Genomic DNA, 14,544 nt, shown 5'->3' with positions numbered 1-14,544 from the left:
ACCCGACATTTCGCGTGCCGAGTCCCTCCAGGAAAGCTTCATGCCAGAGCCCGCCCTCGCGCCGCCCGCCCCGTCGCCGGCGCCCATCCCGAAAGACACGCTCGGATGCGTGTCGAGCCTGCTGTCGAAGGATATCGAGCAGACCGTCGGCGGCCTGCGGCTGCATCGCAAGTGCATGCGCGACGCGTTCGTCGAGCGCATCGACATGCCCGCGTGCGACCGCGGCTTCCTGGTCGGCGTCTCGCTGAACGGCGGGCACTCGCGCACCATCTACAGCCGCACGGGCGCCTCCGAGCGCCGGTTCCAGCCCCATTCGATCTACATCCGCGATTTCTCGCGGAATTTCCGGGCGGACCTGCACGGCCGGTTCGACTTCCTGCTGGTCGAGCTGCCGCACACGTATCTCGCCGGCCTCGGCCCCGAGCACGACGGCAGCGCGACCGGCGGCCTGCGCTGCCGCCCGGACGCGTGCGACCCGGTGCTCGGCCACCTCGCGCTCGCGGTGGCCGAGGGCCTCGACGCGACGGGGCCGTTGAACACGCTGTTCGTCGAGCAGGTCGGGCTCGCGATCGGCACCCACGTCGTGCGCCGCTACGGCAATCTGCGCGCACGCGACCTGCAGCGCACGGGGAACCTGTCGCCGGCGAAAGTCGCGCGCGCGCAGGAACTCCTGATGGAAAAGGCCGATCTCGGCGTGTCGATCGAGGAAGTGGCGGCCGAGTGCGAGCTGTCGCGCGGGTATTTCATCCGCGCGTTCTCGCGCACCACCGGCCGCACGCCGCACCAGTGGCTGCTCGAACAGCGCGTGATGCGCGCGCGGGACCTGATCGAAACGTCCGACATGACGCTCGCCGACATCGCGATGGCGTGCGGTTTCTCGGACCAAAGCCATCTCAGCCGCGTCTTCGTCAGGATCGTCGGCCATCCGCCCGGCGCCTGGCGGCGCGCACGGTCGCGCTGACAGGTGAAGCCGCGCTCGCGGGGCATCGCCTGAATCGTTCTGAAATCGTCCTGAAAGCCCGGCCCGCGCGCCGGCGGGCGCGCCGCCCGGCGCTAGAATGCGCACGGCATGCAACGCGACGTTGCATCCCGCATACGAGGCGATGACATGGACAAGCTCTCCGCGCTGCGCGCATTCGTGGAAGTGGCGGAAGCCGGCGGCTTCTCGAGCGCCGGGCGGCGCCTGTCGCTCGCGGCGTCGTCCGTCGTGCGCGCCGTGGACGCGCTCGAGGCGTCGCTCGGCACCGTGCTGCTGAACCGCACGACGCGGCAGGTGACGCTGTCCGACGCGGGAGCCGTGTACTACGCGCGCGCCCGGCGCGTGCTCGAGGAACTCGCCGAGGCCGACGCGCTCGTCGCCGATCGCGGCGACACGCCGTCCGGGCCGTTGCGCGTGTCGGTCCCGGTCGCCTACGGGCTGCGCTGCATTGCGCCGCACATCGCCGCGTTCGTCGCGGCCCACCCGAAACTCGACGTCGACCTGCAACTGACCGACGAGCGGGTCGACCTCGTCGCGAACCGGATCGACGTGGCGATCCGCCTCGGCGACGCGGCGCCGTCCGCGGACGTCGTCGCGCGGCCGCTCGGCACGTTCCGCCGCTACGTCGTCGCGAGCCGCGCCTACCTCGAGGCGCACGGCACGCCGTCGACGCCGGGCGAGCTCGTCGACCATGCGTGCCTGCGCTTTCACTTCGGCGTCGACCAGCAGACCTGGACGTTTGCCGACGCGCAGCGCACGACGCGGGTGATCGTCACCGGGCGGCTGAAATCGAATCACAGCGAGGTGCTGCGCGAGGCCGCGCTGGACGGTGCCGGCATCGCGCTGCTGCCCGACTGGCTGATCGGCGCGGATGTCGAGTCGGGCCGGCTGTGCCGGCTGTTCGATCGCCACGACGTCACGCCGGGCACGGCCCGCTCGGTCGTCACCGCGCTTTACCTGCCGAACCAGCGCGGCTCGAAACGCGTGGCCGCGTTCATCGATTTCGTCGCCGCGCTGGCGCGCGAACCGCGCTGACACGCGCGGCCGCACCCGGCGCGTCACCACCCGAACTTCGCCTCCATCCCGACGTAGTCGGCATTGCGGCCGCCGAGCGCACGGATCGAGCGACCGAGCTGGAAATGCACGGCTTCCACCGCCAGCGCGACGTTCGCGTTGACGAGCCAGTCCACGCGCGCCTGCGCGTACATGCCGGTCCATGCGTCGCCGCGGCCGGCCGTGCCCGGCACCGCGGCCATGCCCTGCCCGTAGATCGCGTCGGCCGTCGTCGCGCGCCACTGGAAGCCGAGCGCCGTCAGCACCGTGACGCTGCTGGCCGGCTTGAACGTCAGCGACGGCTTCACGTGAACCAGGTTGCTGTACCCGGTATAGCCGGCCAGCGTGAAGTAGTACCCGTTCGGAAACAGCGGGTTGAAGGTGCCCACGCGGCCGTCGCCGGGGTGCGTGTCGCCCGACGCGCCGTCGATCTGGATGCCGATACGCGGCGTGCCGGCCGTCTTCGCGAACGTATAGCCGCCGAGCATGCCGAACGCCCACGCGCCGATCGTCGCCTGCCCGACGTGCCCGGTCTGCAGCATCGCCTCCGCGTCCCAGTCGAATCCGGCGGCCTTGCCCGCGTAGCGCATGTCGAACACGTCGCGCCGCTCGGTGCCGGACGCGCCGGGATAACGCGCGTTGTCGCGCGTATAGCGCGACCAGTACGCGGACAGATCGCCTGGTCCGGTGCCGTTGCGCTCGATGCGCACGCCGTCGAATCGCAGATGCCGGTTCGACACGTCGTCGAACACCGCGTCGTCGCGGTATTGCACCGGGCGCGTCGCATAGCCGATCAGCCGCCACGGGCCGATCTCGTAATCGGCCCATACCGCATCGAACGCCTGGCGCACGTTCGGGCCGTCGCGCACCGACACGAAGCGCTGCAGGTCGAACGCCATCTCCTGCCGGCCGACCCGCGCCTTGAACGTGCCGGTGCCGAACTGGCCGACGTACGCGACGAACGCCTGCTCGATATCGAGCAGGTTGCGGTCGACCGTGCCGACCGTGTCCTTGCCGAACGGACGCGCATCCGCGAACTGCACGAATGCCTGCAGATGCTCGCGGTAACGCAGGTCCGCATGCACCGTCGCGCGCTCGATCACGTAGTGGTCGTCGTGCGCGGCGCCGAGGCCGAACAGCGGCGCGTTGTTCAGCTCGAAACGCTCGCGCAGGTTCGCGCCGAGCGACAGATAGGTCGACGGGTCGCCGCCGATCGGCAGGTACTTCAGCGCGTCGAACGGCTTGCGCGGCACGCACGGCGCGGCGAGCGCCGACCAGTCCTCCTGCCACCGGTTGAACAGCACGGCCGGCCGCTTCGCGCCGCACGACGTGCCGGCGGCGTCCGTCGTCGCGGGCGCCTGAGCGCCGGACGCCGCGCCCGCGCACGTCGCGATGCCGCCGGCGAGCACGACGGACGGCAACGCGTTGCGCCACGATCGACCGATCGATCGCCGCACGCTCATTTCGACCGCGCGTGGATCTCGGCGACGTAGCCGCCCGGGAACTGCACGAGCGCCGCATCGCGGCCGTCCGACGCGAACGGCGGCACGAGCACGGTCACGCCCGCGGCCTCTGCCTGCTTCAGCGTCGCGGCGAGATCGGCCACTTCGTAGCCGGTCATCTCGCGGCCGAACGGGTAAGGCAAATGGCCGTCGGTGGCGAGCACCGTCATCTTGCCGAAGCCCGATTCGATGCGGATGCGCCGGTACGTGTCGTTCGGCCGGCCGATCTCGATGCCCGGCGCGCGGCGCACGTCGGACACGATCTTGCCGTGCGAGAACGCGACGAAGTCGCGCGCGAGCTTGCTCGCGCTTTGCGGCGACACGTACACGCGGTTTTCCGGCACCGTCTGCAGCGCGTCGTAGTGCGGCGGCTCGTTGTGCCAGTACAGCTGCATGTTCACGCCGCCCGGCCAGCGGACGATCGCGTCGCGGCCGATCGGGTCGGGGAACGTGTCGACCACCACGTCCGCGCCGTGCGCGCGCGCCGACTTCATCGCGACGTCGAGATCGGTAACGAGATAACCGGTGCGCTCCGCGCAGAACGGATACGGAATCGGCGTCTTGAAGCCGAACACCGAGACCGTGCCGACCGGCGTGAGCACGAGCTGCGACATCGTCTGGCTCGGCGTGGGCGTGACCTGGAACACGCCCTGCTTCGACTTCTTGCCGCCGAAGGTCGCGACGAAGCTGTCGGTGAAGCGGTCGAAGTCCTCGGGTGCCACGCACACGTGCGTCGTGTCGTACTGCGGGCCGACCGAGACGTTCGGCGAGCGCGCGGCGGCGGTCTGGCGCGCCGTATCGTCCAGGTGCGTCTCGTCGGCGCGCGACGGCGCGGCGGCCAGCAGCGCGGCCAGCACGGCCGTCGACGCGGCCGTCATGCGCAGCACCTGGCGCAGGTTCAATGCATTCATCGGATTCTCCTTCGTTGAGGGTGGCGGGCACGGCGGCACGCCGCGCCCGGATGCAGCGTTCGGCGTCAGGCCGGTTGCCCGGCGCGGCGGCCGGAGCGAAACGCGAGGAAGCCCAGCATCGCGAGCGGCAGCGCCAGCGCCCAGAACGCGGCGTACAGATAGGCGGTCGCGCCGGCGCCCGCCCCGAGCGCGAAACTCGCGACCGGCGGCAGCGTGCGGCGCAGCCGCGCACGCGCGGCTTCCCGTTCGGCGGGTGCGGCGATCGGCACGAGCCAGTCGAACGCGTCGATCACGGCCTGCGTGACGTTGCCGGTCATGACCGTGTTCGCGACGACCGCGCGTGCCGTCAGGCGCCCGTGCGCGTTCTGAACGCCCATCGCCGCGGCGCCGAGCAGGCCGCAGACGATCGTCGCCGGCGCATCGGCGTCGGCGATCGGCGACGCGATCGCGCCGGCGAGCATGAATCCGCCCAGCAGTACCGCCTGCAGCGCATACAGCGAACACGCCCGCGTGCCGTGCCCGTATGCACGGATCCGGTGATCCAGCACGCGCGCCGCCACGATCCCCGCGATGAACGCCGGAAACGCGAGCAACTTGATCGCGAGCCCTTGCCCGACCCCGGCCAGGCCGGAGCCGATCAGGATGAAGTTGCCGGTGACGTGCGCGGTGAACAGGCCGAACAGCGCGACGAAGCCGAGCGTGTCGACGTAGCCGGCGATCGATGCGAGCAGTACGTCCTCGCTCCACGCGGCGCCGGGCGCGGCCGCGCCGCTCCCCGTCACTTGCCCCGGTTGCATGACGCGGGGTCCTGCGCGGGGTTGGCGGCGCTCGCGTCCTGCACCTGCGCGGCGGGCGGGCGCATCTGCGCCTGCACGAACGGGATCGCGTGCTCGCCGACGACGATGCCGAGCAGCCCCGCCAGCGCGATCAGCGGCGGCGCGGGCGACTGCACGCGCACGAGGTAGTACAGCAGGCCGACGGCGATGCCGGCCCCCATCGAGATCAGATAAGGCATGGTCCGTTCCGGTTGCGCCGCGCGGCCCGGCGCGGCCGAATGGCGCCCGGCCCGTGCGGCGGTTCGGAAGCAAGACTAGGGAACGGGGATCTGAAAGTCATGGCGGCGAACTGAATTGTTCTGAACGCGCCGCACGGGACTGCTTTCGAACCACGGATCATGCGCGCATCGCTCGCCGACCATGGCGTCGATATTCGTCAGGGGGAAAGAGGAACGAATGATGAGAACGCCGGGCTGCTTGCGGGACGGAAGCACCCGCGCCCGCGATGCCGGCGGCCTCCGCGGCGGCCGTCGACGAGTCGCATGGCGATCTGCCTGCCGGCGGTTGCCGGATGCCGCGCAACGCGCGGCCCGTCGCGGCGAAGCCCCGGCTCGACCCGAGTCAGGCCGGTGTCGGGCAGGCGCCCGCCGCGCCGACATTCCTGCGGCACGAAACGGCGTGCCGGCATCCCCTGCATCGACGCGCTGAAGAAAGGCACGGTGACGGAACGCGAATCGACGCAACGGCGGGCGCGCGTCCCGCCGTTTTCGTCACCCCCGCACGCGCCGCATCCTGAGCGTCGCCGACGGCGATTCGCCGAACGCCCGCTTGTACTCGATCGCGAACCGCCCGAGATGCGCAAAACCCCATTTCAGCGCGATGTCCGTCACCGACGCGAGCCCCGGCGTCTCGTCGGCCAGCAGTTCCTCGCGCACATGCTGCAGCCGCAACTGCCGCACGAAGCCCATCGGCGTGATCCCGTGGCGATTCCGGAACCCGGCGAACAGCGTGCTCGGGCTGACGCCGGCGAGTTCGGCAAGCCGCTCGATCGTCAGCGGCTCGTCGAGATGCGCGCGGATGTATTCCTCGACGCGCCGCACGTAGAACGGCGCGAGCACCACCGGCACGTGCCGCGTGCCGGCGCGCGCGCTGTTCGGGTGGCCGTGCAGCAGCAGGTTGAGCAGCGTCGATTCGAGCTGCTCGAACGCGAGCGGATGACGCAGCGGATGCGCGTCGGTCGAGATCGCGCCGGCGAGGATCGGCAGCAACTGCGCGAGGCACGTCCCCTGCGACGACGACAGGCTGAACGCCGGCTCGAATTCGACCGGCGCACGCCGGTCGTCGCCGAAATGCCGCTGCGCATGACGCTCCATCACTTCGCGCTCGATGCGCAGGATCACCTGCGGACAGGCATCGCCCCACCGCATCTTCAGCAGCAGCGTCGGCGAGATCAGCGACGCGATGCCGGGCGCCGACACGAAGCGCGTCGAACCGCATTCGATCTCGGCGTCGCCGCGCAGCGGGATCTGCAACAGGAAGAAGTGTTCGAGCGGCCCGGGCTCGATGCTGACGCCGCCGCCATAATCGAGCAGGTTCAGCGACAGGTTGCCCCAGCGCGCGTGATGCATGCAGCTGTGCAGCGCACGCGATTCGCCGGTCGGCGTGAGCCGGTGCGGCTTGAACACGTCGGCGACGCGTGCGCGCACCTCGTCGACGTCGTTCGACTGCAGCATCAGGTTGTCGTGATTGAAACAGGCGGCGTCGGCCAGCCAGCCGGTTTCGGAAAATTGCGCCATCGAAGTTCTCCCGTCATGCTCGATCGCACTCGCGCCGTGCATCCGTTCCCCGGATCGGGGAATCCGCCGCACGATCCGGACAGCGCCCGGAGTATCCGGACAGTCCGGCCGTCAAGACACGCAAGTCCCGCGCAAACGACGCAAGAAGCGGACCGTCCGCGCATCGTAGAAAACTGTGCGGGGATTCCGCATCCGCACATACCCGCAGTCAGCCGCGCGCCTGCCCACGCGCGGCGGCCGGTGCAACAGGTTTCCGGAATTCGCGGATACCGGCCGAAGAAAGCGGATAGAAGCGCCCGTTTCGTCCGCCAATACTGGGCCCGTCACCGAGATGAACCGAATGGAGGGACACATGAAAGGACGTCACATCGAGATTCCGTCGCCGGACGGCGGCGCGTTTCGCGCGTACCTGAGCACGCCGGCCGGCGGCGCGGGGCCGGGCATCGTACTGTGCCACGAGATCTTCGGCGCGAACGCGACGATGCGCGAAACCGCCGACTACTACGCGGAGGAAGGCTATACGGTGCTCGTGCCCGACCTGTTCTGGCGCCAAGCGCCGGGGCTCGAGCTCGGTTACGCGGCGGCCGATGTCGAGCGTGCGATGGCGCTGTATCGCGAATACGACGAGGACAAGGGCGTCGAGGACGTCGGCGTCGCGCTGGACGCGCTCCGGCAACGGCCGGAATGCACGGGCGAGGCCGGCGTGCTCGGCTACTGCCTCGGCGGCAAGCTCGCGTACCTCGCCGCGTGCCGGCTGCCGGGCGTGGCCGCGGCGGTCAGCTACTACGGCGTCGGCATCGAGCACGCGCTGGACGAGGCCGCGGCGCTGCGCGGGCGGCTCGTGCTGCAGATCGCGGGGCGGGATCGCTTCTGTCCGCCCGACGCGCAGCAGCGCATCGCCGACGCGCTGTCCGCGCGCGACGGCGTCGAGGTCTACGTGTATCCGGGTGTCGATCACGCGTTCGCCCGCCCCGGCGGCGATCATTTCGACAAGGCCGCCGCGATCATGGCCCACCAGCGCGCGATCGCCGCGTTCCGCGCCGCGCTCGGCCCGCACTACGACCTGTCCACCCTGTGGGAAACCCATCTGAAGCACGAATTCGACACGCGCAACGTCGACGCGACGATGGCCACGATGGTCGCCGAGCCGTACGTCAACCATATCCCGACGCTGACGGGCGGCGTCGGCCACGACGAGCTGAAACGCTTCTACACCCACCATTTCGTGCATGCGAATCCGCCCGACACGACGATCACGCCGATCTCGCGCACGATCGGCGCGAGCCAGATCGTCGACGAGCTGCTGTTCTGCTTCACGCACACGACCGAGATCGACTGGATGCTGCCGGGCGTCGCGCCGACCGGCAGGCGCGTCGAGATCCCGCTCGTCGCGATCGTCAAGTTCCGCGGCGACAAGCTGTATCACGAACACATCTACTGGGACCAGGCGAGCGTGCTCGTACAGGTCGGCCTGCTCGAACCGGCCGGACTGCCGGTGGCCGGCGTCGAAACGGCCCGCAAGCTGCTCGACGAAACCGTGCCGTCGAACGGCCTGATGCGCCGCTGGCAGGACAGCGAACCATCGGCGGGTGCGCGCTGACGCGGCCCGTCCCCCACTCACTCAACGATTCCGGGAGACACCCCATGACCGCCCTTGCAGGCAAAGTCGCGATCGTCACCGGCGGCGCCACGCTGATCGGCGCCGCGGTCGCGCAGGACCTGATCCGCGCCGGCGCGCACGTCGCGATCCTCGATCTCGATGCGCAGAACGGCGCGCGCGTGGCCGATTCGCTCGGCGAGCAGGCGCTGTTCGTCGCGCTCGACATCACCGACGACCGCGCGATCGCGCATGCGGTATCGGCCATCGTCGAACGGTTCGGCGCGATCGACGTGCTCGTCAACCTCGCATGCAGCTACGTCGACAACGGCATCCAGGCGACCCGCAACGACTGGCTGGCCGCGATGGACGTCAACGTCGTGTCGGCCGCGATGCTGGCGAAGGCCGTCCATCCGCACATGGCCCGGCGCGGCGGCGGCGCGATCGTGAACTTCAGCTCGATCTCGGCGCAGTGCGCGCAGACGGGCCGCTGGCTGTATCCGACCTCCAAGGCGGCGATCCGCCAGCTCACGCGCAGCATGGCGATGGATCTCGCGCCCGACCGCATTCGCGTCAACTCGGTGTCGCCGGGGTGGACGTGGTCGCGCGTGATGGACGAGATGACGCACGGCGACCGCGCGAAGACCGACCGCGTCGCCGCGCCGTTCCACCTGCTCGGCCGCGTCGGCGATCCGTCCGAGGTCGCGCAGGTCGTCACGTTCCTGTGCAGCGACGCGGCGAGCTTCGTCACCGGCGCCGACTACGCGGTGGACGGCGGCTACGCCGCGATGGGCCCCGAACAGGCGGTGCCGGCCATTCCGCGCCTGGCGGAGTGACCGCGCGTCGCCACCGCTTCCCGCAACCTTCCGGCCGTCACCCGGCCAACCAAGGACATTCCATGAGACGCATCGCTATCGTCGGCGCCGGCCAGTCCGGCCTGCAACTCGCTTTCGCCCTGCTCGACCAGGGCTATCACGTCACGCTCTCGACCAACCGCGACGCCGAGCAGATCCGCACGGGCAAGGTCATGTCGAGCCAGTGCATGTTCCACACGTCGCTGCAGATCGAGCGCGACCTCGGTCTGAATGCATGGGAGGAAGCCTGCCCGGCCGTCGAAGGCATCGGCATCGCGGTGCCGCATCCGGACGGCAACGGCCGCAAGGCGATCGACTGGTCGTCGCGGCTGACGCGTTATGCGCAGTCGGTCGATCAGCGCGTGAAGATGGCCGACTGGCTCGACGGCGTCCGGCGCCGCGGCGCGGACGTGCGGATCGGCGACGTCGGTGTACCCGAGCTCGAGGCACTCGCGCGCAGCCACGATCTCGTGCTGCTCGCGGCCGGCAAGGGCGACATCGTCAACCTGCTGGGCCGCGACGACGCGCGCAGCGCGTTCGACCGCCCGCAACGCGCGCTGGCGCTCACCTACGTGAAGGGCATGGCGCCGAGCCAGCCGTATTCGCGCGTGCGCTTCAACCTGCTGCCCGGCATCGGCGAGTATTTCGTGTTTCCCGCGCTGACCACGACGGGCCCGTGCGAAATCATGGTGTTCGAAGGGATTCCGGGCGGCCCGCTCGACTGCTGGGCCGACGTGAAGACGCCCGAGCAGCATCTGGACCGGAGCCTGTCGTTCCTGCGGCAATACGTGCCGTGGGAATTCGAGCGCTGCCGCGACGTCGAGCTGACCGATCCGAACGGCACGCTGGCCGGGCGCTTCGCGCCGACGGTGCGCAAGCCGTTCTTCCGGCTGCCGTCGGGCCGCACGGTGTTCGGAATGGCCGATGCGGTGGTCGTCAACGATCCGATCACGGGCCAGGGATCGAACAACGCCGCGAAGTGCGCGCACGCGTATGCCGGCGCGATCGTCGCGCGCGGCGCCGCGCCGTTCGGCGAAGACTGGATGCAGCAGACGTTCGACGGCTACTGGGCGTACGCGCAGCATGTGGTGCGCTGGACCAACTCGCTGCTCACGCCGCCGCCGCCACACATCCTCGAACTGCTCGGCGCGGCCGGCCAGCTGCCGTCGCTCGCCAAGGCGATCGTCGACGGCTTCGACGACCCGCGCCGGTTCTCGCCGTGGTGGTTCGAGCCATCGGCCTGCGCGGCGACGATCCGCGAACACAGCGTGCGGGCGGCATGAACGACATGGAAACGATCATGACCGACCGTCCCGTCCTCGACCCGATGCAACTGCGCGCCGCGTTCGGGCAATTCCCGACCGGCGTCACCGTGATCACCACCTGCGGGCCCGACGGGCGCAAGGTGGGCCTCACCGCCAATTCGTTCTCGTCGCTGTCGCTCGATCCGCCGCTCGTGCTGTGGAGTCTTCGCAAGGTCGCGCCGAGCCGGCCGGATTTCGTCGCGGCCACCCACTTCGCGATCAACGTCCTCGCGCACGACCAGATCGACCTGTCGCGCCGTTTCGCGACGCCGAGCGCCGACAAGTTCGACGGCGTGCCGCATGCCGAATCGGACAGCGGCGGCGTGCCCTGCCTCGACGGCGCGAGCGCGCGCTTCGTGTGCCGCAACGTCGGCCACTACGAAGGCGGCGATCACCTGCTCTTCATCGGCGAGATCGAGCAGTTCGACGCATTCGGCAAGGCGCCGCTCGTGTTCCATGCGGGCCAGTATCGCGCGATCGCCGATCATCCCGATCTTTTACGCACTATTTGATTAGTCATCCATAAAAATACCCAGGAGGTGGTGAACATGAAACTCGGCTCTCGCCTGCTCGTCGTCGCAGGCCTCGCGATCGCCGGCATCGCCGGCAGCGCGCCGGCCCACGCGGCCGACCTGCCGTCGGTCAACCTCGGCATGACCAGTTTCCTCGACGGCATGCCGCCGGCCGGCTCCGGCTGGTACGGCACGCAGTACCTGCAGTACTACACGGCCGGCCGCGTCAACGACAATGCGGGCAACAAGGTCGGGCTGCCGAAGCAGGACATCGACCTGTTCGCGGGGCTGAGCCAGCTCGTCTACCAGTCGCCGCTGACGTTCGCGGGCATGCACCCGGGGCTCGACGTGATCCTGCCGTGGATCGCATCCGCGCGGACCGACGACGGCATCGGCAACGTCGCGCTGAATGCGCGCGCCGGGTTCGGCGACCTGCTGATCGGCCCGTTCATCCAGTTCGACCCGGTGATGGGCGCGCAGGGCCCGCGTTTCGCGCAGCGCGTCGAGTTCCAGTTCATCGCGCCGACCGGCGCGTACGATCCGGCGCGCGCGATCAACCCGGGCAGTCATTTCTGGTCGTTCGATCCGTACTGGGCGGCCACGCTGTGGCTCACACCGAAATGGACCGTGTCGTGGCGGCTGCACTATCTGTGGAATGCGACCAACCATCGGCCGGCCGCGTCGCTCGGCCCCGACGTGACGTCGACGCGGGCCGGCCAGGCGATCCACGTGAACTTCGCGACCGAGTATGAAGTGCGTCCGGGCCTGCGACTCGGGCTCAACGGCTACTGGCTGCGCCAGACCACCGACATGCAGGCAAACGGACAGGACGTGCCCGGCACGCGGGAAGCCGTGTTCGCGATCGGGCCGGGCGCGATGTATAGCTTCTCGCCGCACGACCACCTGCTGTTCAACACGTACTTCGAGACCCATGCGCGCAACCGGCCGCAGGGGACGCGGCTGGTGCTGCGCTACGTGCATCACTTCCAGTGACGTAGGGCGCCCCGGCGCGTCGATGCGCGACACGCCGCTTCGATGGTTAGCAGTAGGGGGCAACCGTGAAGGCGGTGGACTACGGCTTGTTCCATGGCCGACCATGGGTCCAGGATGCGTTGACGCCGCTATGGTCGACCTGTCTCGCGGCGCCGCCTGGGGAGGGAGCCTCCATGAAGCCTGTTGCCGTGCCGGCCGACGGCGGTGTCGGGGCCGGCACGTTCATCCTGTGCAGCGCGGCCGGCGTCATGCCGGCTCGCCGCTCACTGCGCGATGCCCACGAACGTCGGCAGCAGCACGCGATAGACGTGGATCATCGCCGGCCCGAGCAGCACCAGCATCAGCGCGGGGAAGATGCAGAAGATCAGCGGAAACAGCAGCTTCAGCGCGATCTTCGCGGCCCGCTCCTCCGCGCGCATGCGCCGCCGGGTGCGCAGCATGTCCGACAGCACGCGCAGCGATTCGCTGATGCTCGTGCCGAAGCGATCGGCCTGGATCAGCATCGCGCAGAACGACTCGATGTCTTCCACGCCGGTGCGCAGCGCGAGATTGCGCAGCGCGGTTTCCTTCGTGAAGCCGGAGCGCATCTCGAGCAGCAGCAGGTCGAGTTCGCTCGCGACCACCTCGCTGCTGAACCGCAGCTCCTCGCTCACCTTCATCAGCGCCGCGTCGAGCCCAAGCCCCGCTTCGACGCACACGGTCAGCAGGTCGAGCGCATCGGGGAAATCCTCGAAGATCTTCTGCTGGCGCACCTTGATCCGCTGTGACAGCACGATGTTCGGGATGTAGTAGGCGATACAGGCGAGCACCACGAGGATGGCCGACAGCAACGCGCGCTCGTCGCCGAGCGACGTCGTGATCAGCACCGGCAGCACCGCGCACGGCAGCGCGAGCGCCGCCACCGTCTTCGCGGTGAAATACAGCGCGGCCGCACCGGGGTTGCGCCAGCCGGCATTCATGAGCCGGATGCGCAGTGGCGAATTCTCCCAGCCCTCCTTCGGCACCGACAGCTTCGAGATCGGGGTGGACAGCTCGACCAGCTTCGCGACCCAGCGCGACGTCAGGTCGTCGTCGCCGCCCGTGCCTGTACCTGGGCCTGCGACGGCGCCCGCACCGGCGCCGCCGGCCTGCTGGATCCGGCGCTGCAGGTTGCGCGGCGCGAACAGCAGCATCGCGACGAGCACGCCGCCGGCCACGAAGATGAACAAGCCGCCCAGCATCACGGCCTGGACCACGCTCAGGTTTTGCATGACAGCCTCGCTACGGTTCGTTATTCGGCTCGCGCGTCAGACGCGAATGCGGACGATGCGGCGGATCCAGAACAGGCCGAACGCCATCGACACCAGCATCGTGCCGACCATCCGGATCCCGGCCGGATCCTCCCAGAGCACCGACAGGAATTCGCGGTTCAGCAGCGCCATCACCGCGGCGGTCCCGAACGGCAGCAGCCCGAGAATCCACGCGGACAACCGCCCTTCCGCCGACAGCACCCGCACCTTGTCGAACAGCTTGAAGCGTTCGCGGATCAGCGCGCCGATGCTGTCGAGCAGCTCGGCCAGGTTGCCGCCCGTCTCGCGCTGGATCAGCACCGCGATCACGAAATAGCGCAGGTCCTGCACCGGCACGCGCGTGGCGAGGTTCATCAGCGCGTCGTGCAGCGACACGCCGTAGTTGACCTCGTCGAACGTGACGCGGAATTCGCCGCCCATCGGATCGGGAAACTCGTCGCCGACCATCCCGAGCGTGCTCGTGAACGAGTGGCCGGAACGCAGCGCGCGCGAGATCATGTCGCAGATGTCCGGCAACTGCCGCTCGAGCTTGCGCAACCGGCGCCCGCGGCAGCGCATCACGTACATCAGCGGCAGGCAGCCGGCCAACAGCGCGACCGGCAGCGCGGCGAGCTGCATGCGCGTGGCGACGCTCGTCGTGAACCATGCGAACGCCGCGAACACGGCACTGAGCACGATCAGCTTCGGCAGCGTCCAGTCGAGGCCCGATTGCTGGATCACGAGATCGAGCGCGTGCACGCGCGGCACGCGCAGCAGCATCCGGTCGAACGGCCTCGACTCGTCGAGCATCCGCTTCTTCAGGATCGACAGCCGCTCCTGCTGCACGCTGCCGCCGGCCGACATCGCGCGAATGCGCGATTCGATCCGGCGCGCGGCGGAGCCGTGCCGCGCGTTCCACCATTGATACGCCCCTTCGATGGTCAGCACGACCGCGACGAAGGTGAGAATCACAAAACCGTAAAAGATCGTGTTCATGAA

Annotated in this window: 14 protein-coding genes; 7 read left to right on the top strand and 7 right to left on the bottom strand. The window is 69.4% G+C overall.

The window, feature by feature from the left end:
* Nucleotides 1–40: 40 nt before the first annotated feature.
* Both AC1VVG_RS32220 and AC1VVG_RS32215 read left to right on the top strand, forming a co-directional pair.
* The gene (locus AC1VVG_RS32220; protein WP_034192054.1) at nucleotides 41–961 is read left to right on the top strand and encodes an AraC family transcriptional regulator; all 921 of its coding nucleotides are present in this window, start codon (nucleotides 41–43) and stop codon (nucleotides 959–961) included.
* Nucleotides 962–1,108: 147 nt separating this feature from the next.
* Nucleotides 1,109–2,014: a LysR family transcriptional regulator gene (locus AC1VVG_RS32215; protein WP_059560835.1), complete on the top strand. Its 906-nt coding sequence runs from the start codon at nucleotides 1,109–1,111 to the stop codon at nucleotides 2,012–2,014.
* Nucleotides 2,015–2,037: 23 nt separating this feature from the next.
* Here the strand turns inward: AC1VVG_RS32215 and AC1VVG_RS32210 are convergent, their stop codons facing one another.
* The 5 genes from AC1VVG_RS32210 to AC1VVG_RS32190 all read right to left on the bottom strand — a co-directional run bounded on the left by AC1VVG_RS32210 (nucleotide 2,038) and on the right by AC1VVG_RS32190 (nucleotide 7,017).
* Nucleotides 2,038–3,495 (bottom strand): alginate export family protein, encoded by a 1,458-nt coding sequence (locus tag AC1VVG_RS32210; protein WP_200088084.1) that lies wholly within the window; start codon nucleotides 3,493–3,495, stop codon nucleotides 2,038–2,040.
* Nucleotides 3,492–4,445 carry a glyoxalase gene (locus tag AC1VVG_RS32205; RefSeq protein WP_482837456.1) on the bottom strand — a complete coding sequence of 318 codons (954 nt, stop codon included), beginning with the start codon at nucleotides 4,443–4,445 and terminating at the stop codon, nucleotides 3,492–3,494. Before AC1VVG_RS32205 ends, AC1VVG_RS32210 begins: the two co-directional genes overlap by 4 nt.
* Nucleotides 4,446–4,510: 65 nt before the next feature.
* Nucleotides 4,511–5,242, bottom strand: a complete 732-nt coding sequence (locus tag AC1VVG_RS32200) for a YoaK family protein (RefSeq protein WP_482837455.1) — start codon at nucleotides 5,240–5,242, stop codon at nucleotides 4,511–4,513.
* Nucleotides 5,224–5,460, bottom strand: coding sequence for a DUF1427 family protein (locus tag AC1VVG_RS32195; RefSeq protein WP_034191750.1), 237 nt, complete (start codon nucleotides 5,458–5,460; stop codon nucleotides 5,224–5,226). The genes AC1VVG_RS32200 and AC1VVG_RS32195 overlap by 19 nt, the downstream gene beginning before the upstream one ends.
* A 531-nt stretch (nucleotides 5,461–5,991) precedes the next feature.
* Complete coding sequence (locus AC1VVG_RS32190) at nucleotides 5,992–7,017, bottom strand: AraC family transcriptional regulator (protein WP_482837454.1); 1,026 nt, start codon at nucleotides 7,015–7,017, stop codon at nucleotides 5,992–5,994.
* Between the two features lie 352 nt (nucleotides 7,018–7,369).
* Here AC1VVG_RS32190 and AC1VVG_RS32185 point away from each other — a divergent pair, with 352 nt between their 5' ends.
* The 5 genes from AC1VVG_RS32185 to AC1VVG_RS32165 all read left to right on the top strand — a co-directional run bounded on the left by AC1VVG_RS32185 (nucleotide 7,370) and on the right by AC1VVG_RS32165 (nucleotide 12,277).
* Entirely contained in the window at nucleotides 7,370–8,617 is a 1,248-nt protein-coding gene (locus tag AC1VVG_RS32185; RefSeq protein ID WP_482837453.1) for a dienelactone hydrolase family protein, read from the top strand.
* A gap of 44 nt (nucleotides 8,618–8,661) precedes the next feature.
* Nucleotides 8,662–9,450, top strand: coding sequence for an SDR family oxidoreductase (locus AC1VVG_RS32180; protein ID WP_069704804.1), 789 nt, complete (start codon nucleotides 8,662–8,664; stop codon nucleotides 9,448–9,450).
* Nucleotides 9,451–9,512: 62 nt separating this feature from the next.
* Entirely contained in the window at nucleotides 9,513–10,751 is a 1,239-nt protein-coding gene (locus tag AC1VVG_RS32175) for a styrene monooxygenase/indole monooxygenase family protein (protein ID WP_059560817.1), read from the top strand.
* A 5-nt stretch (nucleotides 10,752–10,756) separates the two neighbouring features.
* Nucleotides 10,757–11,284: a flavin reductase family protein gene (locus tag AC1VVG_RS32170; protein ID WP_175029204.1), complete on the top strand. Its 528-nt coding sequence runs from the start codon at nucleotides 10,757–10,759 to the stop codon at nucleotides 11,282–11,284.
* A gap of 36 nt (nucleotides 11,285–11,320) precedes the next feature.
* Nucleotides 11,321–12,277, top strand: coding sequence for a SphA family protein (locus AC1VVG_RS32165; protein WP_034192010.1), 957 nt, complete (start codon nucleotides 11,321–11,323; stop codon nucleotides 12,275–12,277).
* Between the two features lie 263 nt (nucleotides 12,278–12,540).
* Here AC1VVG_RS32165 and AC1VVG_RS32160 read toward each other — a convergent pair whose 3' ends face one another.
* Both AC1VVG_RS32160 and AC1VVG_RS32155 read right to left on the bottom strand, forming a co-directional pair.
* Nucleotides 12,541–13,527 (bottom strand): type II secretion system F family protein, encoded by a 987-nt coding sequence (locus tag AC1VVG_RS32160; protein WP_034191755.1) that lies wholly within the window; start codon nucleotides 13,525–13,527, stop codon nucleotides 12,541–12,543.
* A 36-nt stretch (nucleotides 13,528–13,563) separates the two neighbouring features.
* The gene (locus AC1VVG_RS32155) at nucleotides 13,564–14,541 is read right to left on the bottom strand and encodes a type II secretion system F family protein (RefSeq protein ID WP_175029203.1); all 978 of its coding nucleotides are present in this window, start codon (nucleotides 14,539–14,541) and stop codon (nucleotides 13,564–13,566) included.
* Nucleotides 14,542–14,544 lie beyond the last annotated feature (3 nt).

It is taken from the genome of Burkholderia sp. L-4 (genome assembly GCF_056856535.1).
This window is presented reverse-complemented; position numbering and strand designations above follow the sequence as displayed.

Excerpts from the sequence above, each read along its gene's own strand:
- AC1VVG_RS32170 (WP_175029204.1), top strand. The coding sequence starts at position 10,757 with ATGGAAACGATCATGACCGACCGTCCCGTCCTCGACCCGATGCAACTG.
- AC1VVG_RS32215 (WP_059560835.1), top strand. The coding sequence starts at position 1,109 with ATGGACAAGCTCTCCGCGCTGCGCGCATTCGTGGAAGTGGCGGAAGCC.
- AC1VVG_RS32165 (WP_034192010.1), top strand. The coding sequence starts at position 11,321 with ATGAAACTCGGCTCTCGCCTGCTCGTCGTCGCAGGCCTCGCGATCGCC.
- AC1VVG_RS32195 (WP_034191750.1), bottom strand. The coding sequence starts at position 5,460 with ATGCCTTATCTGATCTCGATGGGGGCCGGCATCGCCGTCGGCCTGCTG.
- AC1VVG_RS32185 (WP_482837453.1), top strand. The coding sequence starts at position 7,370 with ATGAAAGGACGTCACATCGAGATTCCGTCGCCGGACGGCGGCGCGTTT.
- AC1VVG_RS32205 (WP_482837456.1), bottom strand. The coding sequence starts at position 4,445 with ATGAATGCATTGAACCTGCGCCAGGTGCTGCGCATGACGGCCGCGTCG.
- AC1VVG_RS32175 (WP_059560817.1), top strand. The coding sequence starts at position 9,513 with ATGAGACGCATCGCTATCGTCGGCGCCGGCCAGTCCGGCCTGCAACTC.
- AC1VVG_RS32180 (WP_069704804.1), top strand. The coding sequence starts at position 8,662 with ATGACCGCCCTTGCAGGCAAAGTCGCGATCGTCACCGGCGGCGCCACG.
- AC1VVG_RS32160 (WP_034191755.1), bottom strand. The coding sequence starts at position 13,527 with ATGCAAAACCTGAGCGTGGTCCAGGCCGTGATGCTGGGCGGCTTGTTC.
- AC1VVG_RS32220 (WP_034192054.1), top strand. The coding sequence starts at position 41 with ATGCCAGAGCCCGCCCTCGCGCCGCCCGCCCCGTCGCCGGCGCCCATC.
- AC1VVG_RS32210 (WP_200088084.1), bottom strand. The coding sequence starts at position 3,495 with ATGAGCGTGCGGCGATCGATCGGTCGATCGTGGCGCAACGCGTTGCCG.
- AC1VVG_RS32200 (WP_482837455.1), bottom strand. The coding sequence starts at position 5,242 with ATGCAACCGGGGCAAGTGACGGGGAGCGGCGCGGCCGCGCCCGGCGCC.
- AC1VVG_RS32190 (WP_482837454.1), bottom strand. The coding sequence starts at position 7,017 with ATGGCGCAATTTTCCGAAACCGGCTGGCTGGCCGACGCCGCCTGTTTC.
- AC1VVG_RS32155 (WP_175029203.1), bottom strand. The coding sequence starts at position 14,541 with ATGAACACGATCTTTTACGGTTTTGTGATTCTCACCTTCGTCGCGGTC.